Genomic DNA, 25,654 nt, shown 5'->3' with positions numbered 1-25,654 from the left:
TATTATGCGTTTTCCTAACACATCCCACGCAAGCTCGCGTTCCAGCGGTTACAGGCGTGAGAAATCATTGAAAAGTGCAAGCCCCATTAACATCACCAGCAGTATTGAGCCGATGCGATAACTAAAGTCTTGAACTCGATCGGACACCGGTCCCCCTTTGATCTTTTCGATCGCCAGGAAGAGCAAGTGCCCACCATCTAAAACCGGCAGCGGGAACAGATTGATGATTCCTAAGTTGACGCTAATCAACGCCAGGAACATCAGGTAGTAAATCATTCCGTACCCGGCTGACAAACCTGCACCTTGCGCAATCGAGATTGGGCCGCTCAGGTTGTTCAACTTCACATCACCGGTTATTAACTTGCCCAACATGGAGACGGTCAGCTTCATCAGTTGCCAGGTTTTTACACTGGCCTCACCAATGGCCGGGAACGCGCCATATTGTCTTACCGTTTTGTACTCGTCTGGCAGAGGAACAACTCGCGGAATGACGCCCGCAAACCCTTCCGCTTTATTTCCAGGTTTCGCTTCCGGCGTCAGGGTCAACTTCACCGCTTCACCGTTGCGATCGACCTCAAGGGCCATACTTTTTCCGGGGTTATCCCGAACCTGAGTCGCAAAAAGCTGCCATTGCGTTAATAACTGACCATCGACTTTAACGATCCTGTCGCCCGCTTGCAAACCGGCTTCACTGGCGGGTGAATTCTTTTGCACTTCAGCCAGTGTCGTTTCGATCTGTGGACCGCGAGGACGTATCCCCAGCGCCACCACCGGATCCTGCTTATCAGGCTCAAACTGCCAGTTCCGCAAATCAACGTGCTTTTGCTGCGTCCCTTGTTCGCCAAAGCGACCCACTGTCAGCGTCGTGCTGCTGTCACCGATTTTACCGACCAGCGCCATGCGCACAGCTTCCCAGTCAGGCGTTTCGATACCGTCGACGGCCTTAAGTTCCGTTCCGGGTGTAATTTGCGCTTCCGCCGCTACCGAACCGTTCAGAATTTCACCAACCACAGGTTTCACACCCGGCACGCCATGAATGAAGACGACCCAGTAGGCAAAGATGGCGAACAGGAAATTGGCGACAGGACCAGCAGCGATAATGGAGGCGCGCTGCCAGATGGCTTTATTGTTAAACGCCTGGTGCCGGAGTTCCGCAGGGACGCTTTCGACCCGCTCATCCAGCATTTTGACGTAACCGCCAAGTGGAATGAGGGCAAGAACAAATTCGGTCCCATGGCGGTCACGGCGTTGCCATAACGCTTTACCAAAACCGATTGAAAAACGTTCGACTCTGACCCCGCAGCGCCGCGCCACCCAAAAATGGCCAAATTCATGCACCGTAATTAATATGCCCAGTGCAATGATGAATGCGGCAAAACTCCAGATTACGCTTAACATCGTCGTTTGCCCTTAGAGTGTCTGAAACACCAACAGTAACAGGCAGGCAAAGACCGGTACGGCTGCTGTCAGGCTGTCAATGCGGTCGAGGATGCCGCCATGTCCCGGGATCAGGTTACCGCTGTCTTTGATACCGGCTTCACGTTTAAACATGCTTTCCGTGAGATCGCCCAGGACTGATGCGAGCGTCGACATCAGCGCACACATGACCAGCGTGCCCGTCGGGATGGTCAGCGGCGCAAAGCTGGCAAACAGCACAGCAATAAGCGCGGAAGAGACCAGTCCGCCCAAAAATCCTTCCCAGGTTTTACCGGGTGATACTTTGGGGGCCAGCTTATGCCTGCCAAACAGCTTACCGAACATATAAGCACCTGAATCGGCCCCCCAGACCAGAAACATGACAAACAACAGCCACCATGCACCGGCAAAATGATCAGATTCGTAGTGATACTGGCGGAGCGCCATCATGCCCCAGAAGAAAGGAATAATGGTTAAGACACCGAACAGCAAGCGGAGAAGCCGGGAATGACGCCAGAGTGTCGCAGAGGTTGGATAAAACAGAACCAACAGCAGCGCGCCCGTCCACCAGGCCAGCGAAGCCCACAGCCAGCCTGTAACCTGCGGCAGATAGGCGTTATGTTCGTAAGGGGGAAGGGTAAGGAGCATAAGCGTCAGCACAAGGCCACAGATCACGGCCAGCCAGATACGTTGCTGACGCGATGCCATACCGGACAGTTGCCCCCATTCCCAGGCGGCAAGCATACAGATGATAATCGTAACAATTGCAAAGCCAACAGGCGGTAACCAGAACAATGCAGCGATCACCAGCGGAATAAGGATCAGCGCGGTGATCAGACGAGACTTCAGCAAAGGTTACCCCCAGATTGCTCAGGCGCCGCCTGGTGCAGCGCCGCCAAAGCGTCGCTCCCGCAGAGAGAATGCATTCAGTGCACCTTCAAAAACGTGTTCATCAAAATCCGGCCAGAGCACATCAGTAAAATAGAATTCCGCATAGGCAATCTGCCACAACAGGAAGTTGCTAATCCGATGCTCTCCCCCGGTCCTTATCACTAAATCCACTGGCGCCAGCTGGTTCATACACAGTTGCGACGTCAGACTCTCTTCGGTTATCTGATCAGGGCGTAACAAGCCTTCCTGTACCTGTTCAGCCAACTTTTTAACACCTTCGATGATATCCCAACGTCCGCCGTAGTTAGCGGCGATGTTTAACGTCAGGCGATCGTTATTTTCCGTCAGCGCCTCGGCCCGACGGACACGTTCCTGAATACGCGGGCTGAATCGACTGATATCGCCAATAATGCGTAAGCGGACATTGTGTTTATGCAGGCTCTTCACTTCGCTATCCAGCGCCCAGACAAACAGTTCCATTAAGGCTGTCACTTCCTGCGCAGGACGGCTCCAGTTTTCGCTGCTAAAGGCGTAAAGCGTTAACGCTTCCAGATTATTATTGACAGCAAAGCTAACGGCGCGGCGTACTGATTTCACGCCCGCTTTATGGCCGGAAATACGCAGTTTTCCCTGGTTTTTAGCCCAGCGGCCATTGCCATCCATGATGATAGCGACGTGGCGCGGACCGGTACCCTGTTGGTCATCGGTGTTGTTGTGATTTTCAGACGACATAACGCGTAATCAATTCCTTTCATCAGAAATGCTGTGGTTTCTGAATACATTGCGCCCGGTACAAATCCCGACATTGCCTGCCGGGCCACACCGAATTCGGTGACAGACCGTTAAACGCGAGCCAGCGACTATAACATTTTCACCCGAAGCGAACAAATAGCCTCAGCGTAATCGTTATTACGACGTGAAATGGGACAACATTTCTGTTGCCGCCGCGCGTGCGCTTCGGTCAATGTCAATGACCGCATCCACGGAGTCCGGCTCCTGACAGTGATGCGCCGACAGCACTGCGCTGTTCAACGCGGCAATATCCGTAAAACGGATCTGCTTATCCAGGAAAGCCGCCACGGCAATCTCATTGGCCGCATTGAGCGTGGTGGTCGCTGCCTGTCCGGCTTCGCAGGCATCAATCGCGAGTTTGAGACAGGGGTAACGACCAAAATCAGGTGCCGAGAAGGTCAGTGCCGACATGCGGGTAAAGTCCAGCGGTGTGACCCCAGCCTCAATACGTGCGGGCCAGGCCATACTGTGGGCGATTGGTGTCCGCATGTCAGGCGAACCTAACTGGGCCAGCACGCTGCCATCGCAATACCGCACCATGGAGTGGATCACCGATTGTGGGTGCAAAATCACTTCCATCTGCGCTGCGCTGGCATTAAACAGCCAGCGCGCTTCAATGTATTCAAGACCTTTATTCATCATGGTGGCCGAATCAACAGAGATTTTACGCCCCATTGTCCAGTTCGGATGTGCACAAGCCTGATCTGGCGACATACTGCTCAGATCCGCTAAATTTGTGTCACGAAAAGGGCCACCCGATCCCGTAAGAATAATCGACTCAATGCCGTTATTCTGCAGGTCAGCGTAACCTAACTGATGCTGGATGGAAGCGGGCAAACTCTGAAAAATGGCATTGTGCTCGCTATCGACCGGCAACAACTGCGCGTTATGTTGACGTACCGCCTCCATAAATAAACGGCCGCAGGTGACCAGCGATTCTTTGTTCGCCAGCAAGACCGTTTTGCCGGCGCGAATGGCGGCCAGCGTGGGTAATAACCCCGATGCACCCACAATTGCGGCCATCACCTGGTCAACCTCATCCAGTGCGGCCAGTTCACAGGCTGCCTGAACGCCGGAGAGCACTTCAGTCCTGATCTTCAATGCTCTCAGTCGCTCACGTAGCGCGGCGGCAGCGTCTTCATCTGCCATGGCGGCGTAGCGCGGTTGAAACTGTGTACACTGTTCTGCCATCAGGGCTACATTTTTGCCCGCCACCAGCGCCGTGACCTGGTAAAGCGCCGGATTGGCTTTAACAACGGCCAGCGTGCTGGTGCCGATTGATCCGGTCGAACCCAGCAGAGTTAATCGCTTCATAATGCTGTCCCTGTATCGGTAAAAGCGTGGGGCACAACGTAAAACGCCGCCAGAGATGGCATTCAGTCAGAAGGCCTCCCTGTACGGCGTTTTCGTCGGCGAAGATGGAATTAGAAATCCATCAGCTCCGTTTCTTTTTCGGCCAATGCTGCATCGACTTTCTTGATGTGCGCATCGGTCATTTTCTGGATTTCATCCTGCGCGCGTCGTTCGTCGTCTTCGCTGATCTCTTTATCTTTCAGCAGCGCTTTGATCTTATCGTTGGCATCGCGACGGACGTTACGTACCGACACACGGCCCTGCTCGGCTTCGCCGCGCACGATTTTAATCAGGTCTTTACGACGTTCTTCGGTCAGTGCAGGCAGCGGAACACGAATGTCCGAACCGGCAGAGCTGGGATTCAGCCCAAGATCAGACGCCATAATCGCTTTTTCAACGGCCGGGCCGAGAGAGCGATCAAACACGTTGATTTTCAGCGTGCGGGAATCTTCAACAGTGACGGAAGCCAGCTGACGCAGTGGCGTCGGCGTGCCGTAATATTCAACGATGATGCCGTCGAGCAGTGAAGGTGAAGCACGACCTGTGCGCACCTTGCTGATAGTGGTTTTGAATGCTTCCACGCATTTATCCATGCGCGTATCAGCATCTTTTTTAATGTCGTTAATCACGTTAAAACCCTTGGATTCGGTTTGACCTGGCCAGTTCCGGCATTACCGGAAGCGGGATCGATAAGCATCGATAATCCTGAATGGCGTGCGGCAATACCGCGCCGCACTGACAGAATATACCCTATTTTATCTCGCCTCGGGTATTAATGCGTAATCAGGGTGCCTTCTTTTTCACCCATCACTACGCGACGCAATGCGCCAGGCTTGTTCATGTTGAAAACGCGGATAGGCAGTTTGTGATCGCGCGCCAGCGTAAACGCGGCGAGATCCATCACTTTTAGCTCTTGATCCAGCACTTCCGTATAGGTCAGTTTTTCGTACAGTGTTGCATCGGGGTGCTTCACGGGGTCCGCAGAATAAACGCCGTCAACTTTGGTGGCTTTCAACACCACATCGGCTTCGATTTCGATACCGCGCAGACAGGCGGCAGAATCCGTCGTAAAGAAGGGGTTACCGGTACCTGCGGAGAAGATGACAACGCGGTTATTGCGTAACAGGCTGATGGCTTCTGCCCAGCTGTAGTTGTCGCACACGCCGTTCAGGGGAATCGCCGACATCAGACGGGCGTTAACATAGGCACGATGCAGCGCATCACGCATTGCCAGGCCATTCATTACGGTGGCCAGCATCCCCATGTGGTCGCCGACAACGCGGTTCATGCCCGCCTGTGCCAGACCCGCTCCACGGAACAGGTTGCCCCCGCCAATCACAACGCCCACCTGGATACCCAGTTCGACCAGCTCTTTAACTTCCTGAGCCATGCGGTCAAGCACACTCGCGTCGATACCAAAACCTTCTGCACCTTGCAGTGCTTCACCGCTGAGTTTTAGCAGGATACGTTGATAAACAGGTTTTGCGTTGGTCGCCATGGTCAGTTCTTCCTGGAAGATATGATGAGTGAGAAGTAATTCCGATCAATCATCCGCTTACAGCAAAAGAATTGCTATTGGGATGAAACTGAAAACGTATCTTTTGCCTGTGACAGACAAAAAAGAACCGCCATCTGGCGGTTCTTTCAGATCATTAAGACTGTTTGGACATCGCTGCAACTTCAGCAGCAAAATCAGTCTCAACTTTCTCGATGCCTTCGCCCACTTCGAAGCGGATGAAGTTGATCACGTCAGCGCCCTGCTCTCTCAGCGCCTGGCCAACGGTTTTGGCTGGATCGATAACGAATGCCTGACCGGTCAGAGAAACTTCACCGGTGAATTTCTTCATGCGGCCTTCAACCATTTTCTCTGCAATTTCTTTTGGCTTGCCAGACTGCATCGCGATATCCAGCTGAACCTGGTACTCTTTCTCAACCACTTCAGCAGAAACGTCTTCTGGCTTAACAAACTCAGGCTTGCTTGCCGCAACGTGCATCGCGATCTGTTTGATCAGATCTTCGTTAGCGCCTTTCGCTGAAACCAGAACGCCGATACGTGCGCCGTGCAGGTAGCTGCCCAGCTCTTCGCCTTCCAGCATTGCAACGCGACGAATGTTGATGTTTTCACCGATTTTGGCAACCAGTGCAACGCGCTCTTCTTCAAACTGTGCTTTCAGCGCTTCAACGTCGGTGATGCGGTTAGCCGCAGCCGCGTCCAGCACTTTGTCAGCAAATGCCTGGAAGCCGCCATCTTTTGCAACGAAGTCAGTCTGGCAGTTTACTTCCAGAATCACACCGTAGTTACCAACGATTTTGGTTTTGATCACGCCGTCAGCAGCAACGTTACCTGCTTTTTTCGCTGCTTTGATTGCGCCAGACTTACGCATGTTTTCAATCGCCAGCTCGATGTCGCCGCTCGCTTCAGTCAGCGCTTTTTTGCAGTCCATCATGCCTGCGCCAGTACGCTCACGCAGTTCTTTTACCAGTGCAGCGGTAATTTCAGCCATTCCAGAATCCTCGGTTCGTACCTGAGCACGGGTGCATCAACAGGTACTTATTTGCGGAAAATTTACTCTGTCCCGCCGGCCTGAACAGGGGCGTTACAGACTTGGATAAAATAAAGGGGCCATGTTTGGCCCCTTACAGATCACATCTGAATGCTAAGGGCTCTTCTACAGAGCAAACCTTAATTAAGCGTTTTCTAAAGACGCTTCTTCAGCCTGCTCAGCCAGATCCTGAGAACGGCCTTCGCGAACGGTAGTCGCAACGGCAGTCAGGTACAGGTTGATAGCACGGATCGCATCGTCGTTACCTGGGATAACGTAATCAACGCCATCCGGATCAGAGTTAGTATCAACGATAGCAAATACTGGGATGCCCAGGTTGTTTGCTTCTTTGATTGCGATGTGTTCGTGGTCAGCATCGACAACAAACAGTGCATCCGGCAAACCGCCCATGTCTTTGATACCGCCCAGGCTGTTTTCCAGCTTGGCCAGCTCACGAGCGCGCATCAACGCTTCTTTCTTGGTCAGTTTGTCGAAAGTGCCGTCCTGAGACTGAGTCTCAAGCTCTTTCAGACGTTTGATAGACTGACGAACGGTTTTCCAGTTAGTCAGCATACCACCCAACCAGCGGTGGTTTACGAAGAACTGGTCGCAGCTCAGTGCAGACTCTTTTACCGCTTCGGCAGCAGCGCGCTTGGTACCAACGAACAGAATCTTACCTTTACGGGAAGAGATTTTGGTCAACTCAGCCAGAGCTTCGTTGAACATTGGTACGGTTTTCTCAAGGTTGATGATGTGAACTTTGTTACGCGCACCGAAAATGAATGGCTTCATTTTTGGGCACCAGTAACGGGTCTGGTGACCGAAGTGAACACCAGCCTTGAGCATATCGCGCATGGAAACAGTTGCCATGATTACTACCTCTAGTTTAATTGGGGTTGGGCCTCCATGTATCCCATACAACCGACCTCTTTCAAGGCACCCCGGCGTATGTGTCGATACATGTGTGTTTTAGTACACATAGTGAGATTATTGCGGTTCCCGCTGACCTTGCAGCCCACAGAGAATCGTCGGCGCGCTTTATACCACAATCAGGCTCTGGACGCCAATAATTGTTCGCTTATGGCGCGCGATGCGTTCTCCGTTTGGCAGCCCTTTTGGCTTGCTGTTAACATGACAGCACAGCGTTCATTATTGCTGAAAATTTCAGCAACAGCGGAATAATTTAATGGCAATCTCAATAAAAACTCCCGAAGAAATCGAAAAAATGCGCGTCGCAGGTCGGCTGGCTGCGGAAGTGCTTGAAATGATCGAACCGCACGTGCAGCCTGGCGTGACGACGGGCGAACTGGATCGCCTTTGTCATGCGCACATTACCGAGAAGCAGCAGGCGGTGTCTGCCTGCCTGGGTTACCACGGTTTCCCTAAATCTGTCTGTATCTCAGTGAATGAAGTGGTTTGCCATGGCATTCCCAGTGACGATCGCCCGTTAAAAGACGGGGATATCGTTAACATTGACGTGACCGTGATTAAAGACGATTACCATGGCGATACGTCCAAAATGTTTATCGTGGGTAAACCCACCATTCAGGGCGAACGTCTGTGCCGCGTGACGCAGGAAAGCCTTTATCTGTCACTGCGTTTAGTTAAGCCGGGCATTCGGCTGCGCGAGCTGGGACGCGCGATTCAAAAATACGTCGAAGCGAATGACTTCTCTGTCGTGCGGGAATACTGCGGTCACGGCATTGGCAAAGGCTTCCATGAAGAGCCTCAGGTGCTGCATTACGACGCGGATGACGGCGGAGTGGTCCTGCAGGCAGGAATGACCTTTACCGTTGAACCGATGGTGAACGCCGGTGATTACCGCATTCGTACCATGAAAGACGGCTGGACGGTGAAAACCAAAGATCGCAGCTTGTCGGCGCAGTACGAGCATACTATTGTGGTGACGGATAACGGCTGTGAGATTTTAACCCTGCGAAAAGACGACACCCTGCCTGCGGTGTTAGTTAACCAGGAGTAATTCCACCACGAATAAAAAAGCCGGCGCTCTGCCGGTTTTTTTATGGTTAATGATGAGAGCGTTGCATGAGCCTGTCGCAAGAAGTGAAAAACGGCCTGAATGATTCCCCTGGCGAGTGGCAAGACGATACGCTGACACGCGACGTCTTAAAGCAACGTCTGGAGGGCTTCCAGCAGCACCTGGCGGCGGCGTTTGATGCCGGTGAGCCTGTCGAAGATCTGATTCACGCCCGAACGCTGTTTATCGATCGCCTGCTGCGCCGTTTGTGGCGTTTTTTTGGCTTCGACAGCATGAAAGCCATCACGCTTGTCGCCGTCGGCGGTTACGGCCGCGGTGAACTGCATCCCCTTTCCGATATCGATATCTTAATTCTCAGCCGTCAACCGCTGGATGAGCAGGCGGCGCAGAGCGCCAGCGCGCTACTGACGCTGATGTGGGATCTCAAGCTGGAGGTCGGCCACAGTGTACGTAGCCTCGAAGAGTGCCTGCTGGAAGGGCTGTCCGATCTGACCGTGGCGACCAATCTGATTGAAGCCCGAATGCTGACCGGCGATGTCGCGCTGTTTCTGGAATTACAAAAAAATGTCTTCAGCGATGGCTTCTGGCCATCATCCCGCTTTTTTGCCGCCAAAATCGACGAGCAGCAGGAACGCCATACACGTTATCACGGTACCAGCTATAACCTGGAACCGGATATCAAAAGCAGCCCCGGCGGGTTACGTGACATTCATACCTTACAATGGGTTGCCCGTCGCCACTTTGGCGCGACCACGCTGGATGAGATGTCAGGCTTTGGTTTCCTGACGGACGCAGAGCGCAGCGAGCTGAATGAGTGCCAGGCGTTTCTCTGGCGCATTCGCTTTGCCCTGCACCTGTCTCTGCCACGGTACGATAACCGCCTGCTGTTTGACCGCCAGCTCAGCGTTGCCCGGCGCCTGAATTATGAGGGAGAAGGCAACGAACCGGTCGAACGCATGATGAAAGATTTTTACCGCGTCACGCGGCGCATCGGTGAGCTTAACCAGATGCTGTTGCAACTGTTCGATGAGGCCATTCTGGCGCTCTCCACCAATGAAAAACCCTATGCCATTGATGACGATTTCCAGCTGCGCGGTAACCTGATCGATCTGCGTGATGAAACCCTGTTTGATCGGGAACCCCAGGCGATCTTGCGTATGTTCTATGTCATGGTACGCAATGAAAACATCAAAGGGATCTACTCCACTACACTGCGCCGCCTGCGCCATACACGGCGTCATCTGGAGCAACCCTTATGCCAGTTGCCTGAAGCACGTCGCCTGTTTATGTCGATTCTGCGTCATCCCGGTGCGGTCAGTCGCGCGCTGGTCCCGATGCATCGCCACAGCGTGCTCTGGGCTTATACGCCGCTCTGGAGCCACATTGTCGGGCAGATGCAGTTTGATTTATTTCATGCTTATACCGTCGATGAGCACACTATCCGGGTATTGCAGAAACTGGAGAGCTTTGCCAATGAAGCAACGCGCCCGCAACATCCGTTGTGCGTTGAACTCTGGCCTCGCCTGCCACAACAGGAATTACTGTTAATGGCTGCGCTGTTACACGACATCGCGAAAGGGCGTAACGGCGATCACTCCGTGCTGGGTGCGCAGGACGCGCTGGCGTTTGCGGAGATGCACGGTCTTAACTCACGTGAAACTCAGTTAGTGGCCTGGCTGGTTCGTCATCATCTGCTGATGTCAGTTACCGCGCAGCGCCGCGACATTCAGGATCCTACGGTCATTCAACAGTTCGCCGAAGTCATGCAGAACGAGAACCGGCTGCGTTATCTGGTTTGCCTGACCGTTGCCGACATCTGCGCCACTAATGAAAGCTTGTGGAACAGCTGGAAGCAAAGCCTGCTGCGAGAACTGTTCTTTGCCACTGAAAAACAGCTGCGCCGCGGCATGGAGAACAGCCCGGATCTCCGTGAGCGTGTCCGTCATCACCGTTTACAGGCGCTGGCACTGTTGCGCATGGACAACATTGATGAAGCCCGCCTGCACCACATCTGGAACCGGTGCCGTGCCGACTACTTCCTGCGTCACACGCCGAATCAGATCGCCTGGCATGCGCGCCATTTACTGGAACACGATCTGCGTAAACCGTTGGTGCTGGTAAGCCCACAGGCTACACGAGGCGGTACAGAAATTTTTATCTGGAGCCCGGACCGGCCCCACCTGTTTGCCGCCGTGGCCGGTGAGCTGGATCGCCGCAATCTCAGCGTGCATGATGCGCAGATTTTTACCAGCCGCGATGGTATGGCGATGGATACGTTTATCGTGCTGGAGCCGGATGGCAGCCCGCTGGCTCCCGATCGTCATGCGCTGATCATTCAGGCGCTGGAACAGGCGATTACGCAGTCAGACTGGGTGCCACCACGTACCCGCCGTCAGGCTGCCCGACTCCGCCATTTCAGCGTGGATACCGAAGTAAACTTTCTGCCGACGCATACCGATCGCCGGAGTTATCTGGAACTGGTGGCGCTCGATCAGCCGGGCTTGCTGGCGCGCGTCGGCGAGGTGTTTGCCGATCTCGGCGTATCACTGCATGGTGCGCGCATCAGTACCATTGGAGAACGTGTCGAAGATTTGTTTATTCTGGCCAATAGCGAACGCCGGGCACTGGATGAGGAAATGCGCCAGACCCTGCAACAACGGTTGACAGAGGCCCTTAATCCAAACGATAAAGTGTGACCCGCTTCAATTTGTGAACTTTCACTTTTTACCTGTGCTGGTCGCTGACCGGCACCACAAATGACAGATCAGGAAAAAATATGCAACAGTTACAGAGTGTTATTGAATCTGCCTTCGAACGTCGCGCTGATATCACCCCGACCAGTGTGGATACTGAAACCCGCGACGCGATTAATCAGGTTATCGCCAAACTGGACAGTGGTGAGCTGCGCGTTTCTGAAAAAATCGACGGTGAATGGGTAACGCATCAGTGGCTGAAAAAAGCCGTTCTGCTCTCTTTCCGCATCAATGACAATCAGGTCATGGAAGGCGCAGAAACACGCTTTTACGACAAAGTGCCAATGAAATTCGCTGACTGGGACGATGCGCGCTTCAAAGCCGCCGGTTTCCGCGTCGTACCGCCCGCCGCCGTGCGTAAAGGTGCCTTTATTGCACGTAATACCGTGTTGATGCCTTCCTATGTGAACATCGGTGCCTTTGTTGACGAAGGAACGATGGTGGACACCTGGGCCACCGTGGGCTCCTGTGCGCAAATTGGTAAAAATGTCCACTTATCTGGTGGCGTAGGCATCGGTGGGGTGCTTGAGCCCCTGCAGGCTAATCCGACCATTATTGAAGATAACTGCTTCATCGGCGCACGTTCTGAAATTGTTGAAGGCGTGATTGTTGAAGAAGGTTCCGTTATTTCAATGGGCGTTTATATTGGTCAAAGCACCAAAATTTATGACCGCGAAACCGGTGAAATTCATTACGGACGCGTACCTGCCGGATCGGTCGTCGTCTCGGGTAATCTGCCGTCAAAAGATGGCAGCTACAGCCTGTATTGCGCGGTTATCGTGAAAAAAGTGGATGCCAAAACACTGGCCAAAACCGGCATTAATGAATTGCTGCGCACGATCGACTAAGCTTGTGGACGGGCTGCCTGACAGCCCGTCATCTTTTGTTTACAGCTGTTACGGGTAATGTTGTTTTTCAACGCGAACCAACGGGTGCGTTTACTTTTCATCCAGGTCATAATTCGCGCCAGTTAAATCCTGTTGCGCACTGATTCATGTTATTTATGTCTACAGTCATTAAGTCATGAACAATTCTGCGCGCTTATCATTTGGTGGAAAAAACGTTATGTATGACAATATTAAGAGCTTAGGCATTAGTAACCCCGACGATATCGATCGCTACAGCCTGCGTCAGGAAGCGAATAACGATATTTTGAAAATTTATTTCCGCAAAGATAAAGGCGAATTTTTCGCTAAAAGCGTGAAATTTAAATACCCTCGTCAGCGTAAAACGGTCGTCGCCGATAATGCGTCGCAGGGCTACCGTGAAGTGCAGGAAATCAGCCCTAACCTGCGCTATGTCATCGATGAGTTGGATCAAATTTGCCAGCGCGATCAGGTTGAAGTCGATCTGAAACGTAAAATTCTGGACGATCTGCGTCATCTGGAAGGCGTGGTGTCACACAAGATCGCGGAAATTGAATCCGATCTGGAAAAACTGACCCGCAGCGGCCGTTAATCCCTTCAAACGTACTACGGCCTGCCGTCCTGAGTGAGCGTCACTTTGTGACGCGGGCCTTTTTTATGCCCTGCTACTCCTGCCGCAGCAACGCCCCTTCACGCAAGACATCTTCAGTCGCCTCACGCCAGTCAAACCGGTCAATCCAGGATTGATAGCGTGCAGAACCCAGCGCATTATCCGCCAGCATAAGCAGGGGAATGACGCGCCCGCTGTTACGGTCGCGCGTCTTCCACGGCCAGCGGCGCGCAGAATCACTAAACGGTGCCATATAATCCAACGCAGCCAGCAGCGAGCCGCCCTGTTTGTCAGAGTAGTGCCAGAGATCGTCCTCACCGCGCTGAGACGACAAGGCCGCTATCGCAGTCAGCGCCTGTAAATTAAAAAAACTGTAGTGAAAAGAGCGGGTGCGGGCCAGTTCAAGCGGCTGCGTGCCATCACGCGCTATCTGCCCACCGATCTTCGTTTTAGCCAGCGCCATCATGTCCCTCATAACGGCGTCGTTATGCAGGTAAGCGGCAATCCCGGCCACCTGAACACAATACCAGCTGCCGTGATTGTTGGCCGCATGCCGCTCCTGGCGCGCCAGCTTACTGGTTTGCAGCCAGGTAAGGTAGTCGTGGAACCAGCGCTGTAGCGCGGCCTCGTCGCCTGCACGCCAGCCAGGTGACTGACGCAGCAATATCAACGCATCAACAATGCGGGTGGCAAAATAACGCCCATCCAGTACGCCATCATGCCGACCCGTGCTGATGCCCGGCACGCCTTGCGCAAAGTTAAGGTTGGGGTTCATGCGGCTGGCGGGATCGATAAACCAGTGACGGATCATCGATTGGGCTTTACTGGCATAGCGTACATCGCCCGAAAAGAACCAGGCCAGCGTCAGTGCCTGCACATCGGCACTAAAACGCGCAAAACGCAGCCCGTCTGTTTGGTTGTTTTTTGTGTCGGGATTCACCTCGCCATCCCGACGGCTCCACGGAAGCCCCGTTTTCTGCCGGGCGTCCGGCCACCAGTACGCGCTCAGGCTGAGATAATCGTGTCGCGAGCCGCTGGGGGGCACCAGACCTTTGTCCATGACGCTGGGATCGGGCTGCTTAAGCGCCTTATCCGCCTGCTGTTTCAGCTGTTGCCAGGCTTGCTGCGTACGTGGGCTTGCCTGCTGATTCTGGATGGCCTGTCGTGTGGTGAGCAAAGCCTTTGTCGAGAGAAAAATCAGCGTGTCCGTTGCCGCCGCCTGGCAGGTGAACGCAAGTATCAGTAAGCCACATCCCCAACGCCGTGCGCGCATCAGTCTGTCCTCTTCGTTTTTTCGGGCCCTTTCAGCCCTGCTCATCCAGTTGGATCGCGATGTACAACAGCAGGCGATCGTCGACCTTGCCCAGGTTGAGTCCCGTCAATTCAGCGATACGATTTAAACGGTATTCCAGGGTATTTCGATGAATAAAAAGCGCACGCGACGTCGCGCCGGGCTGCACATTGTTGCTGAACCAGGCACTCAGCGTGCGTCGCAGCAAACCGTTGCTGTCCATGCTTTTTAGCTTTTCCAGCGGACGCGCCAGTTCATTTGACTGCCAGCCACCCCGTAAGCTGTCGAGCAGGACCGGCAGCATCAAATCCTGATAAAAATAGCTGCGAACCTCGGGCATACGCTGCTTTCCCACCGCCATCGTTGTTCGCGCAGTACGATATGAACGTGCAATGCTGCCCATGCCCGTAAAGAAATTGCCCAGCGCAATACGCATGCGCAGATGACCACTTTCCTTCATGCGCTGCATGAGCTGTTCGACCCGCCTGCGGTGATCGTGTTGATCATAACGTCCGTGTGCATTTAATGCCGGTTTCAGCACGACCATTTCGGTTAGTGAGACGATGGCAATCAGGTTATCCCGCGCCGGTGTCGTCAATAACGTCTGCAACTGCTGTAATTCTGACATCGCGCTGTCAACGCCAAGCTGCCCGCTGTCCACTTCGATCACCGCCACGATTCGGGGCTGATTAAGATCGATGCCGAGGCGCTGCGCCCATTCGATGAGTTGCGGGGAGATCGCGTCACTGCGAATGAGATTGAGCACCAACTCTTCCCGCAGACGGCTGTCCTGCGCCAGCATGTGCAACAGCCGCGCCTGCTCCAGCATCATCTCTGCGGCCATACAGACTAATTCACCATAGTGACGCAGCGCACCCGGCTCGCCCGTCAGACCAATCACTCCAACAATCATCCCGTCGATACGCAACGGCAGATTAATTCCCGGCCTGACTCCATGCAGATGCCGGGCCACCGCATCGTCAATATCCACAATACGTCCCTGAGACAGCACTAACAATGCACCCTCATGCAATTCGCCGATGCGCTCCCGGTCACCGCTGCCAATAATCCGTCCTCTTGCATCCATAACGTTGACATTGCCATCAATGATTTTCATAGTGCGCGCGACAATTTCCTGCGCCAGTCGTGCGTCGAGATGACAGGTTGCCATCCTGTACTCCTGAGTCATAAAGAGGGGGAAAACAGCATAGACGCGCGATACCGGGAGAACATTGTGCATCTGCACAAGGCCTGGCAGGCATTAACAGAAATGCGGCGACCATCACATTTGTGCGCGTCGCCATAAAAAAGGCGGACCGAAGTCCGCCTGATAAACCCCTGCCTGTGATTACTGCGCCAGCAGATACAGTGAACTGTCTCCGCGCTGCACGTTCAACGCCAGTACCGGTGGTTTGGTATCGAGGATTTTACGCAGTTCGCCCAGATTGCTGACGGCCTGCTGGTTGACGCCAAGAATCAGGTCGCCTTTTTTCAGGCCAATTCTGGCCGCCGCGCTGCCCGCTTTCACGCTGTCAACCCGAACGCCTTTCTCTTTACCTGAATTATTGCTCAGATCCGCGCCTTCAATACCGGTGTAAATGGTGGCGGACTGCACCTTGTCCTGCGTGCTCTGCTGCAGCTGAACCGTCACATCCAGCGGTTTACCGTCACGCAGTATGCCAAGTTTCAGCGTGGTTCCTACCGGCAACGAGCCGACTTCGGCACGCAGTGAAGCAAAGCTGGTTAACGGCTTACCGTTCATCGACACAATGACGTCACCCGCTTTAATACCGCCCTTCGCCGCCGCGGAGTTCGGTACGACCTGACTGACGAATGCACCACGTTGCGCATCGACTTTCATCGCCTTCGCCAGCTCAGAGTTAAGCTCGGTCCCCATAATGCCCAGCTCGCCGCGTTTAACCTGACCGTATTCCACCATTTGTGCCGTCAGGTTTTTCACCATGTTGCTCGGGATGGCGAAGCCAATACCAATATTGCCGCCGTCCGGTGCCAGGATAGCGGTGTTGATGCCAATCAGCTCGCCGTTGAGATTTACCAGAGCGCCACCCGAGTTACCCCGGTTGATGGCCGCATCGGTTTGAATAAAGTTCTCATAGTTTTCAACATTCAGGCCACTGCGTCCCAGCGCGGACACGATACCAGACGTAACGGTTTCACCCAGACCATACGGGTTACCAATCGCCACGGCGTAATCGCCCACCCGTAAATTGTCAGAGTCGGCCATCTTAATCGCGGTAAGATTTTTAGCACCTTCCAGCTGAATTAATGCGATATCCGAGCTGGGATCTTTACCAATCACTTTGGCATCGTAACTGCGACCATCGCTCAGTTTTACCTGAATTTTCGTCGCGTCGTTTACCACATGGTTATTGGTGACCACATAGCCTTTTTCAGCGTTAATGATGACACCAGAGCCCAGCGCTCTAAATTTTTGCTGCTGCGTATCTGGCGCGGCAGGGGCACCGCCACCGTCACCGCCCTGGCAAAGCGGTGAGCCCATGAACGGCGAACCGTCCTGGCAGAAAGGCGAATTATCGCCAAAAAATTGCTGAAACTGCTGCGGCATCCGTGGTGTTTTGACCGTCGTACTTCCTTCAACGCTGATACTCACGACTGAAGGCATAACCTTTTCCAGCATTGGCGCAAGGCTCGGCAACTGCTGGCTGTTGGTGGATGACACGGAAGAGGATGTTTCCGCAGCGAAAGCACTCACAGGGGTCAGTGCCATGCCAAGACTAAGCGCCAGGGCGCTTAACATTAACGAGGTTTTTTTCATTTTGGTATCTCACAATGATGGATATACTGACCATTGCTGTGGTCGAATGTTGAGATAAATGTTTTAGCGCGAAGTTCCTCTAAAAGTTTTAGGCAAAAGTAAAAATTTATTCGCGCTCTTTACAATTCTCGGGTTATTCCACCGCCATTAAGCGACGATACTCATCCCAGGCATAGAGATCCGTCATGCCACTAATGTAATCCTGAATCAGGCGAAAACGATAATAACGTTCCCATAACAAACGCTCATATTTATGCTCAACAACCAATGTACGCATTTTATACAAATAGGCTTTTCGGTGTTTACCAGACAGTTTATGGAACAGTCGGGTCTCTATGGGATGATGGCGTAAAAAGTCTTCATTTATCAGTGTGGTAAACGCTTCATAATTGAGCGACATCAGCGGCTGATATATTTCCAGCAAGCCCTTAATTACCCGATAACCCTGCAGTTCCAGTTGCTCAACTTCGGAATGATTAAACACCTGCTGGCGCGCCACGGTTTTAAAAATCTGTAATAAACGGCCCTCTTCACCTTCGTCTTCTAATAAAGCATGGTTGAAGTGTCCCTCGAATATGGCAGGCAGATTATCAATAAAACGTTTCACCGCGTAGGTGACCAAAACATTCTGAACATTGACCCGCAGCGACATAAAAAACTGATCGCTACGGCTACGGCGTTTTTTACTGCCCGCTTCGCGCCACGCTTCCCCCACTGTACGACTGAAGGCATCGTTATTATTTATTGTTCCCCAGGCCTTGCTGAGATATTCATACAGACTGTCCACGTTAAATATGGCTTTTTCAACGGCATCGTCTAAATCGGCAATACAATAGGAGATGTCGTCAGCGGCTTCCATGATATAGGTCAGCGGAAAGCGATGGTGTTCCGTCAAATTTGTGGCGGTGCGAAGCTCATCAATATATTCCCGCTCAGATAAATAGAAGCCCGGCTTTTTCATTAATACGCTAAACTGAGCCGGTTTTTCCCCCTGCCACCAGGCGGGCGCGGTATATTTCAGGATGCAGGCTACCTGAGAATAGCTCAGGTTGAGTTGCAGCAGCGAATGCACCATGCGAATAGCCTGAGCATTCCCTTCGAAGTGGCACAAATCCTGACGAATCATGGCATTCATGCGATCAAAGTCCGCGCGCTGTGCCTCGTTTTCAACACCCGCAACCAGCGGATCGACCAGTTCAGCGGGCAGGTTATCTTCAAACCAGTCATTAATGGCGGCTTCGCCAAAATGCCCAAACGGTGGGTTACCTACGTCATGTAACAGGCAGGCCATTTCGACGAGGCTTTCGAACGCCCCTTCCATGTCATCCAGACCATATTTCGCCAGTCCGCCCTGCATCTTTAGCGTCTGCAGAATTTCTTTGCTGATATACCGGCCGGTTTGTTGCACTTCAAGCGAATGCGTCAGACGGGAACGTACGGCGGCGTTGCGCTCAAGCGGGAATACCTGGGTTTTTTGTTGCAGTCGACGAATTGCCGCTGAATTAATGATCCGTCCACGATCGCTTTCGAAATGGCGGGTAATAAAATATTCCCCCTGTGGATCTTTACGGTTGCTATAAGGGCGAGTGAAGCTGATCTTCTTCCTGAAATTGATCGTCGCCATAGCTGTCCCCTTATTTTTTCGTGAAATAATCCCGTCACTGCCATGATAGACTATGCCTGATATTGACATCCATTACATTAGCGAGACGTAAAATGAAAGCAGGCATCATTGGCGCAATGGAGCAGGAAGTTACCCTGCTGCGAGACAAAATTGAAAATCGCCAGACCCTGTCTCTGGCTGGTTGTGAAATTTACACTGGCACACTGAATGGTGTGGACGTTGCGTTGCTGAAATCCGGCATTGGTAAGACCTCGGCCGCTATGGGCACCACATTGTTACTGCAATTGTGCAAACCCGATTTGGTGATTAACACCGGCTCAGCGGGCGGCTTAGCCTCTTCGTTAAAGGTAGGCGATATTGTGGTGTCCGATGAAGTGCGCTATCACGATGCCGATGTCACAGCCTTTGGTTATGAACCGGGCCAGATGGCGGGCTGCCCCGCGGCCTTTACCGCAGACAGTAAGCTGATCGCCGCCGCAGAAGCCTGTATTCAGCAGTTGAATCTCAACGCGGTTCGCGGCCTGGTGGTCAGCGGTGACGCGTTTATCAATGGCGCAGCCCCTCTGGCCCGCATTCGCGCGACGTTCCCACAGGCGATTGCCGTTGAGATGGAAGCCACCGCTATCGGCCATGTCTGCCACCAGTTTAACGTGCCGTTTGTGGTCGTCCGCGCGATCTCCGATGTGGCCGATCAGGAATCGCACCTGAGTTTCGATGAGTTCCTGAGCGTTGCCGCTAAGCAGTCCTCCCTGATGGTGGAAAATCTGCTGGCCCGCCTGGCACATGGCTAAATCCCTGCTGTTTTGCTGGCTGCTGCTGTTTTGCAGCAGCCTGCCTGCTGCACCGCCCCGCGTCATCACCCTGGCTCCTCACCTGACTGAACTGGCTTTTGCCGCCGGCATCACGCCGGTTGCGGTCAGTGCCTGGTCGGGTTATCCCGCTGAAGCACAAAAGATTGAGCAGGTCGCGACCTGGCAGGGGATGAACCTTGAGCGCATTTTACAGCTTAAGCCCGATGTTGTGCTGGCATGGCCCGGCGGCACCTCATCCCGTCAGGTGGCGCAGTTAGTGCACTCAGGGATTCATGTGGAATGGGTCGCCACCTCGACACTGGATGACATGATTCATTCGCTGGCTGGATTAGCCCGATGGAGCCCGTCCCCCCAGCGTGCTACACAGGCCGCTACGCAACTACGCCAGCAGGTCGCAGCCTTGCGCCAACGCTACCGTCCGCAACCCCCCGTACGCGTTTTTGTGCAGTTTGGTCTTTCCCCCATGTATACGGCGGCTAAAGCGACGCTGCAAAATGACATTATCGGCCTGTGTGGCGGGCAAAATATTTTTGCCGCAAGTCCGGTGAGCTGGCCTCAGGTGAGCCGGGAGCAGGTCCTGATGCGCCACCCTCAGGTCATTGTGACAACGGGCGGTTCGCAACAGGCTGAAACGCTTGCGCAGTTCTGGCGGCCACAGCTCAACGTACGCATCATTGCCATTAACGAGGACTGGCTCAGCCGTCCGGGCCCGCGTATCCTGTTAGCCGCAGAGCAGCTCTGTGAGGCACTGCATCCCGCCCCAAAGGCATCTTCAGGCCACTGAATATTGCCCTGCCGATTAAAGTAATCATTTTCACTGCCGTTAACGTTATTTAAGAGACGCGTGCCATGTAAGCCCGCCGTCCTTCTGCGCGATGCGCTTTTGACTACACCAGGAATTCACTATGACTAAAGCCCTGCTTCTGGCCATAGGGCTTGTGATCGCGCAGCAGGCGTTCGCGGGATCCACGACCGGCTCTATCAATGCCAGACTTGTTATCTATTCACGTTGCGAAGTCAACAGCGTGCGAAGCCCGTCTTCGCCACAGGTTGACTGCGGTCGCCAGAGCAGCGCACAGCCGCGCGTGACGCAAACGGTGCTGAAGCGTCAGGGAAGCCGCACAACGAACGACAGACTGGTGACAATAGAATGGTAAGAGGCCGCCCGGAGAGAGCGGCCTGATGATCAGATGCTGAAGGAAGACCCGCAACCGCAGGTGGTTTTGGCGTTCGGGTTGGTTACGATAAAGCGCGACCCTTCCAGACCTTCGGTGTAATCCACCGAACCGCCTACCAGATACTGCAGACTCATTGGATCCACCACCAGCGAAACGCCCTGCTTTTCAATGGTCATATCACCGTCGTTCATTTGATCGTCGAAGGTGAAACCATACTGAAAGCCGCTGCAACCACCACCAGTGATATACACACGCAGCTTCAGCGCCGGGTTATCTTCGTCAGCAATCAGATTTTTCACTTTGTTGGCTGCTGCGTCGGTAAACTGCAACGGCAGTGCTACTACTTCATCACTCATGAGTTACTCCGTAAACGTCCGGGTCAGAAAACGACCTCAATGTTGCTATTATCTGCCAGCGACCCGCCGCAATCAAGCGCTCAGCTTCGCACTCTGTGCCGGATTGACGCGGAGAAGTCGTACGCAGGGATATCTGGCTTTCGTCGGCCGCCCCTCTTCCGTAGAATAGCCCGAAATTATATGAACTGCTGGAGCCGAAAATGAGTAAGTCTGAAAAACTGTTCGCCGAAGCACAACGCCTGATCCCCGGCGGTGTGAACTCGCCGGTCCGTGCGTTTACCGGTGTCGGCGGCGTTCCGCTGTTCATTGAGCATGCTGATGGCGCCTGTCTGTATGACGCCGATGGCAAAGCCTATATCGACTATGTTGGCTCATGGGGGCCAATGGTACTGGGACATAACAACGAAGGCATTCGTCAGGCTGTGATTGAGGCAGCCCAGCGCGGCCTGAGCTTTGGTGCGCCGACCGAGATGGAAGTCACCATGGCGCAGCTGGTATGTGACCTGGTACCGAGTATGGAAATGGTGCGCATGGTCAACTCCGGCACCGAAGCGACCATGAGTGCGATTCGTCTGGCGCGCGGGTTTACCGGACGCGATAAAATCATCAAGTTCGAAGGGTGCTATCACGGCCATGCCGACCACCTGCTGGTGAAAGCCGGCTCAGGTGCGCTGACGCTGGGCCAACCCAACTCGCCGGGCGTACCCGCCGATTTTGCTAAGCATACGCTGACCTGCACCTATAACGATCTGGACTCTGTTCGTGCGGCCTTTGAACAGTATCCCGCGGCTGTCGCTGCCATTATCGTTGAGCCTGTTGCCGGCAATATGAACTGTATCCCTCCGCAGCCTGACTTCCTGTCGGGCCTGCGTGCCCTGTGCGATGAGTTCGGTGCGCTGCTGATTATTGATGAAGTGATGACAGGCTTTCGTGTGGCGCTGGGCGGCGCACAGGCGCACTATAACGTGAAGCCGGATCTCACCTGCCTGGGCAAAATCATCGGCGGTGGTATGCCAGTGGGTGCGTTCGGTGGCCGTCGCGAGGTCATGTCCGCGCTGGCCCCGACCGGGCCGGTTTACCAGGCCGGTACGTTGTCCGGTAATCCCGTAGCCATGGCCGCCGGTTATGCCTGCCTGACGCAGATTGCGCAGCCAGGTATGCATGACAGGCTGAACCGTCTGACTGAACAACTGGCTCAGGGGCTGGTTGAGGCAGCCAGACAGGAAAATATTCCCGTGGTGGTGAATCAGGTTGGCGGCATGTTTGGCCTGTTTTTTACCGATGCCGACAGCGTCACCTGCTATCAGGACGTGACACAGTGCGACGTGGAACGCTTCAAGCGCTTCTTCCACCTGATGCTCGAAGAAGGCGTGTATTTTGCGCCGTCCGCCTTTGAGGCCGGGTTTATGTCGCTGGCACATACTGATGAGGATATTCAGCACACCATCGAGGCGGCCCGGCGCTGTTTCGCGAAGCTCTGATGAGAAAAGACCGGCTGAGCCGGTCTTTTTTTTAACGTGAACGGCGCAGTAGCCAGATAAAATAGGGTGCGCCCAAAAAGGTCGCCATCAGGCCCGCCGGAATCTGACTGGGAAAGGCCAGCATGCGCCCGCACCAGTCTGCGGCCACCATTAACCCGGCCCCCAGCACGCCAGACAGTAACACCTGTGGCAGCGCGCGGCGAAAGCCCAACATACGGGCCATATGGGGTGCCATTAAGCCGACAAAGCTCAGCGGCCCAATCGTCAGCGTGGCACAAGCCGTTAAGGCCGCCGCTAACAGCAACAGGGCGAGTCGTGAACCCGTCAGTGCCATACCGACAGACCGTGCGGTCATGCTGCCAAGTGGCAGAATGGTTAACCAGCGGCTGGCCAGTGGCGCTAATGCCACTAAAACAGCCGCAAAGCCTGCACTTTGCAGCGCCTGCGTAGCACTGATGTTATAAGTTGATCCGGATATCCAGGTCAGTAACCCCGCCATGCGCGGATCGCCACTTGCCATCAACAGCATCAGAATGGTGACAAAGGCGCTGTTGAGTGCCATACCCGCCAGTAGCATACGTTCCGGTGAGAAACCACCACGACTGGCGACCAGCATAATAACCGCCAGCGTTATCGCCGCCCCCAGCGCACCTGCCGGCAACAGAAATGCCAGCGCGTTGCCGGGAACAAAGAACAGCATCACGACCACACCGCAGGCCGCGCCGGAACTGATGCCCAGCACTTCAGGACTGGCCATGGGATTACCGGTGAGGCGCTGGATCAGGCTGCCCGCCACACCGAGCATCAGGCCGACCTCCAGTGCCGCCAGCACACGCGGCGCGCGCCAGGGTAACAACTGTTGCAGCATGTCGCCAGACGTCCAAATCCAGCCATGCGCATCACGCCCAAAGGCCAGACAAAGCCATGTCAGTCCGCCCAGCATCAGCAATCCCACCAGCGTCCAGCGCCCGTAACGGTATCGCTCGACCGGCACGTTGTCCCCCTGATCCAGCGCAGGCGGAACGGATCCGGTTCGCAGGCGAGGTAACAGCGCCAACAGAATGGGCACGCCCAGCAGCGCCGTCACGGTTCCGGTGGAGATCTCGCGCCAGTGCGCCGTGAGCCAGAGTACGCAGGCATCCGCCAGCCAGAGCAGCAGTGCACCAATCAGGGGTGCCAGCAGCATGCGGCTCAGTAACCGCCGTCCACCCAGCAGCCTTGCCAGCAGCGGTGCAAATAAACCAATAAAGCCAATGATCCCCGCTACGCTCACCAACTGAGCGCTCAGCAAGATGGCCAGAACCAGGACGGCCAGCCGCGTAGCAGACAGCGCTAACCCAAGATTTTTGGCGACGCCATCGTCCAGCCCCATCAGCGTAAGCGGTCTCAGTAGTGCCAGAGACAGCACCAGCGCCAGCACCAGACGTGGCCAGAGTTGGGTAACGCTGTCCCAGCTCATCTGATTCAACGTGCCGGTGCTCCACAGAAACATATTCTGCAGTTGATCGTGGTTAAAGATGGCAAATATTTGGTTCACTGCGCCGCTGTACAGGCTGAGAACCAGCCCTGCCAGAATCAGCGTAACGGGCGACAGACGTTTGCGCCAGGCCACGCTGAACACCAGCGCACCGACCAACAGCGCGCCACCCGACGCGGCGAACTGATGAGCCAGCGCCCCACCCGGCAGGTGCCATAAGGTCGCGACGGTCATTCCTAACTGCGCGCCGGATGAAACGCCTAACGTGCCAGGTTCGGCCAGCGGATTGCGCAACACCTGCTGAAACAGTAATCCGGCTAACCCCAGCCCTGCCCCCACCAGCAGCGCCAGTGACCAGCGCGGCAGTAAGCTGTAGTGAAAGACCATTTGCTCAATGTTGCTGCTGTCCGGTGTCCACAGCGCCTGCAACCACTGGTTCGTGGGCAGCGCCTGTTGCAGATTGATCGCGGTTAACATCAACGCCAGGAAGAACAGCGTACCTGTCACGGCTAACGGGAAAAAACGATGACGCATTACGATTTCTCCAGCGCACGTTCCAGCACGCGAATAAAGTGCAGGGCTGACAAGGTCGCACCGTAGTACCACACCGCCGGAACGCGCTGGAAATGGCCGCTGTGAACAAACGGCATGGACTGCCATAACGGACTTCGCGACAGCTGCTGCATCACGGCATCATTGTCATGATCGAAGCAGATCGCCTCTACGTCATGGAAAACGGCCAGCCGTTCCAGTCCAATCACGGCGCTGCCCCAAAAATTGGTTTCGCCCTGCCAGGCATTTTTCAGATTCAAAAGCGCCATCACTTCCAGGAATAAGCTGTTTTTACCGAAGGTAATAGCGTGGCGGCTGTCGAGTAGCGACATCAGCAAAATGGCCCGACCGGCGTGCGGCGCCAGACGCTGACGCGCCGCCGCAATCTCCGCATCCACCTGTTGCAGATGCGCCTCAGCCTGCGCCTCCCATCCCAGTCGGGCCGCCAGCGCCCGCAATGAGGCCCGTGCGCGACTCAGCGGTTTGCCATCGCCATTGTGCAGGTCAAACCCCATGATCGGCGCAATGCGCCGCAGCTTATCTTTCGGTGGACCGTAACCGTTCGAGCAGAGAATCAGCGAGGGATGCATCTGGGTCATCAGCTCAAGATTTGGCTCGGTACGTAACCCGACATCCACCACGCCCGCAGGCAATGGCGGCTGTCCGACCCAGACGTTGTAGTTATGCACGTCCGCCACACCCAACGGGTTCACGCCCAGCGCCAGGAGTAACTCGGTGGGCAGCCACTCCAGCGCAATAACGCGGTCGCTGTCAGGCTGTGCCGCAGGCGATGGGAAAGACGGGATGAGAGGCGACAACGCCATTGCCATCAGCAGGCGACGGCGATATAAATCCGGCATTAT

The 25,654-nt window shown here is 54.4% G+C and carries 23 protein-coding genes; 8 read left to right on the top strand and 15 right to left on the bottom strand.

Annotated features, from left to right (window positions below; all coding sequences use genetic code 11):
• Positions 1-48: 48 nt before the first annotated feature.
• From rseP to rpsB, 8 genes are all read right to left on the bottom strand, one after another.
• Entirely contained in the window at positions 49-1,398 is a 1,350-nt protein-coding gene (gene rseP / locus C1N64_RS06770; RefSeq protein WP_162286036.1) for a sigma E protease regulator RseP, read from the bottom strand.
• Between the two features lie 12 nt (positions 1,399-1,410).
• The gene (gene cdsA, locus C1N64_RS06765) at positions 1,411-2,268 is read right to left on the bottom strand and encodes a phosphatidate cytidylyltransferase (RefSeq protein WP_394515351.1); all 858 of its coding nucleotides are present in this window, start codon (positions 2,266-2,268) and stop codon (positions 1,411-1,413) included.
• 18 nt (positions 2,269-2,286) lie between these two features.
• Complete coding sequence (gene ispU / locus C1N64_RS06760) at positions 2,287-3,039, bottom strand: (2E,6E)-farnesyl-diphosphate-specific ditrans,polycis-undecaprenyl-diphosphate synthase (protein WP_006117763.1); 753 nt, start codon at positions 3,037-3,039, stop codon at positions 2,287-2,289.
• Positions 3,040-3,216: 177 nt separating this feature from the next.
• Positions 3,217-4,413 (bottom strand): 1-deoxy-D-xylulose-5-phosphate reductoisomerase, encoded by a 1,197-nt coding sequence (gene ispC / locus C1N64_RS06755; RefSeq protein ID WP_394515350.1) that lies wholly within the window; start codon positions 4,411-4,413, stop codon positions 3,217-3,219.
• 110 nt (positions 4,414-4,523) lie between these two features.
• The gene (gene frr, locus C1N64_RS06750) at positions 4,524-5,081 is read right to left on the bottom strand and encodes a ribosome recycling factor (RefSeq protein ID WP_006117761.1); all 558 of its coding nucleotides are present in this window, start codon (positions 5,079-5,081) and stop codon (positions 4,524-4,526) included.
• A gap of 143 nt (positions 5,082-5,224) precedes the next feature.
• Positions 5,225-5,950, bottom strand: coding sequence for a UMP kinase (pyrH, locus tag C1N64_RS06745; RefSeq protein WP_289367861.1), 726 nt, complete (start codon positions 5,948-5,950; stop codon positions 5,225-5,227).
• A gap of 154 nt (positions 5,951-6,104) precedes the next feature.
• Positions 6,105-6,956 carry a translation elongation factor Ts gene (gene tsf, locus C1N64_RS06740; protein WP_394515349.1) on the bottom strand — a complete coding sequence of 284 codons (852 nt, stop codon included), beginning with the start codon at positions 6,954-6,956 and terminating at the stop codon, positions 6,105-6,107.
• Positions 6,957-7,139: 183 nt separating this feature from the next.
• The gene (gene rpsB, locus C1N64_RS06735) at positions 7,140-7,865 is read right to left on the bottom strand and encodes a 30S ribosomal protein S2 (protein WP_006117758.1); all 726 of its coding nucleotides are present in this window, start codon (positions 7,863-7,865) and stop codon (positions 7,140-7,142) included.
• A gap of 316 nt (positions 7,866-8,181) precedes the next feature.
• Here rpsB and map point away from each other — a divergent pair, with 316 nt between their 5' ends.
• From map to C1N64_RS06715, 4 genes are all read left to right on the top strand, one after another.
• Positions 8,182-8,976: a type I methionyl aminopeptidase gene (gene map, locus C1N64_RS06730; protein ID WP_033740309.1), complete on the top strand. Its 795-nt coding sequence runs from the start codon at positions 8,182-8,184 to the stop codon at positions 8,974-8,976.
• A gap of 65 nt (positions 8,977-9,041) precedes the next feature.
• The gene (glnD, locus tag C1N64_RS06725) at positions 9,042-11,690 is read left to right on the top strand and encodes a bifunctional uridylyltransferase/uridylyl-removing protein GlnD (RefSeq protein WP_394515348.1); all 2,649 of its coding nucleotides are present in this window, start codon (positions 9,042-9,044) and stop codon (positions 11,688-11,690) included.
• Positions 11,691-11,770: 80 nt separating this feature from the next.
• Positions 11,771-12,595 carry a 2,3,4,5-tetrahydropyridine-2,6-dicarboxylate N-succinyltransferase gene (gene dapD / locus C1N64_RS06720; protein ID WP_033740308.1) on the top strand — a complete coding sequence of 275 codons (825 nt, stop codon included), beginning with the start codon at positions 11,771-11,773 and terminating at the stop codon, positions 12,593-12,595.
• Positions 12,596-12,812: 217 nt separating this feature from the next.
• Positions 12,813-13,205, top strand: coding sequence for a DUF3461 family protein (locus tag C1N64_RS06715; RefSeq protein ID WP_006117754.1), 393 nt, complete (start codon positions 12,813-12,815; stop codon positions 13,203-13,205).
• A gap of 73 nt (positions 13,206-13,278) precedes the next feature.
• Here C1N64_RS06715 and C1N64_RS06710 read toward each other — a convergent pair whose 3' ends face one another.
• From C1N64_RS06710 to dgt, 4 genes are all read right to left on the bottom strand, one after another.
• Positions 13,279-14,496, bottom strand: coding sequence for an alginate lyase family protein (locus C1N64_RS06710; RefSeq protein WP_394515347.1), 1,218 nt, complete (start codon positions 14,494-14,496; stop codon positions 13,279-13,281).
• A 31-nt stretch (positions 14,497-14,527) separates the two neighbouring features.
• Entirely contained in the window at positions 14,528-15,685 is a 1,158-nt protein-coding gene (locus tag C1N64_RS06705; protein ID WP_394515346.1) for a CdaR family transcriptional regulator, read from the bottom strand.
• Between the two features lie 177 nt (positions 15,686-15,862).
• Entirely contained in the window at positions 15,863-17,311 is a 1,449-nt protein-coding gene (gene degP / locus C1N64_RS06700) for a serine endoprotease DegP (protein ID WP_033740303.1), read from the bottom strand.
• Between the two features lie 133 nt (positions 17,312-17,444).
• The gene (gene dgt / locus C1N64_RS06695; protein WP_006117749.1) at positions 17,445-18,935 is read right to left on the bottom strand and encodes a dGTPase; all 1,491 of its coding nucleotides are present in this window, start codon (positions 18,933-18,935) and stop codon (positions 17,445-17,447) included.
• Between the two features lie 92 nt (positions 18,936-19,027).
• Between dgt and mtnN the strand changes: the two genes are divergently transcribed.
• The 3 genes from mtnN (at position 19,028) to C1N64_RS06680 (ending at position 20,904) form a co-directional block, all read left to right on the top strand.
• The gene (mtnN, locus tag C1N64_RS06690) at positions 19,028-19,726 is read left to right on the top strand and encodes a 5'-methylthioadenosine/S-adenosylhomocysteine nucleosidase (protein ID WP_006117747.1); all 699 of its coding nucleotides are present in this window, start codon (positions 19,028-19,030) and stop codon (positions 19,724-19,726) included.
• Positions 19,719-20,531 (top strand): vitamin B12 ABC transporter substrate-binding protein BtuF, encoded by an 813-nt coding sequence (gene btuF / locus C1N64_RS06685; RefSeq protein WP_054634473.1) that lies wholly within the window; start codon positions 19,719-19,721, stop codon positions 20,529-20,531. The genes mtnN and btuF overlap by 8 nt, the downstream gene beginning before the upstream one ends.
• Positions 20,532-20,652: 121 nt before the next feature.
• The gene (locus tag C1N64_RS06680; RefSeq protein WP_006117745.1) at positions 20,653-20,904 is read left to right on the top strand and encodes a hypothetical protein; all 252 of its coding nucleotides are present in this window, start codon (positions 20,653-20,655) and stop codon (positions 20,902-20,904) included.
• A gap of 29 nt (positions 20,905-20,933) precedes the next feature.
• On the opposite strand, the gene erpA is transcribed toward C1N64_RS06680, so the two are convergent.
• A complete protein-coding gene (erpA, locus tag C1N64_RS06675) occupies positions 20,934-21,281 on the bottom strand; it encodes an iron-sulfur cluster insertion protein ErpA (protein WP_006117744.1) in 348 nt (115 codons plus the stop codon).
• A gap of 200 nt (positions 21,282-21,481) precedes the next feature.
• Between erpA and hemL the strand changes: the two genes are divergently transcribed.
• On the top strand, positions 21,482-22,762 hold the full coding sequence (gene hemL / locus C1N64_RS06670) for a glutamate-1-semialdehyde 2,1-aminomutase (RefSeq protein WP_394515345.1): 1,281 nt from the start codon (positions 21,482-21,484) through the stop codon (positions 22,760-22,762).
• 31 nt (positions 22,763-22,793) lie between these two features.
• Here hemL and fhuB read toward each other — a convergent pair whose 3' ends face one another.
• Complete coding sequence (gene fhuB / locus C1N64_RS06665; RefSeq protein WP_262959867.1) at positions 22,794-24,773, bottom strand: Fe(3+)-hydroxamate ABC transporter permease FhuB; 1,980 nt, start codon at positions 24,771-24,773, stop codon at positions 22,794-22,796.
• Positions 24,773-25,651 carry a Fe(3+)-hydroxamate ABC transporter substrate-binding protein FhuD gene (gene fhuD, locus C1N64_RS06660; RefSeq protein WP_367143296.1) on the bottom strand — a complete coding sequence of 293 codons (879 nt, stop codon included), beginning with the start codon at positions 25,649-25,651 and terminating at the stop codon, positions 24,773-24,775. The genes fhuB and fhuD overlap by 1 nt, the downstream gene beginning before the upstream one ends.
• Between the last annotated feature and the right edge of the window lie 3 nt (positions 25,652-25,654).

This window comes from Pantoea sp. SGAir0215 (assembly GCF_043543215.1).
Note: the sequence above shows the minus strand (reverse complement) of the source record. Positions and strands in the feature narration are given on the sequence as shown.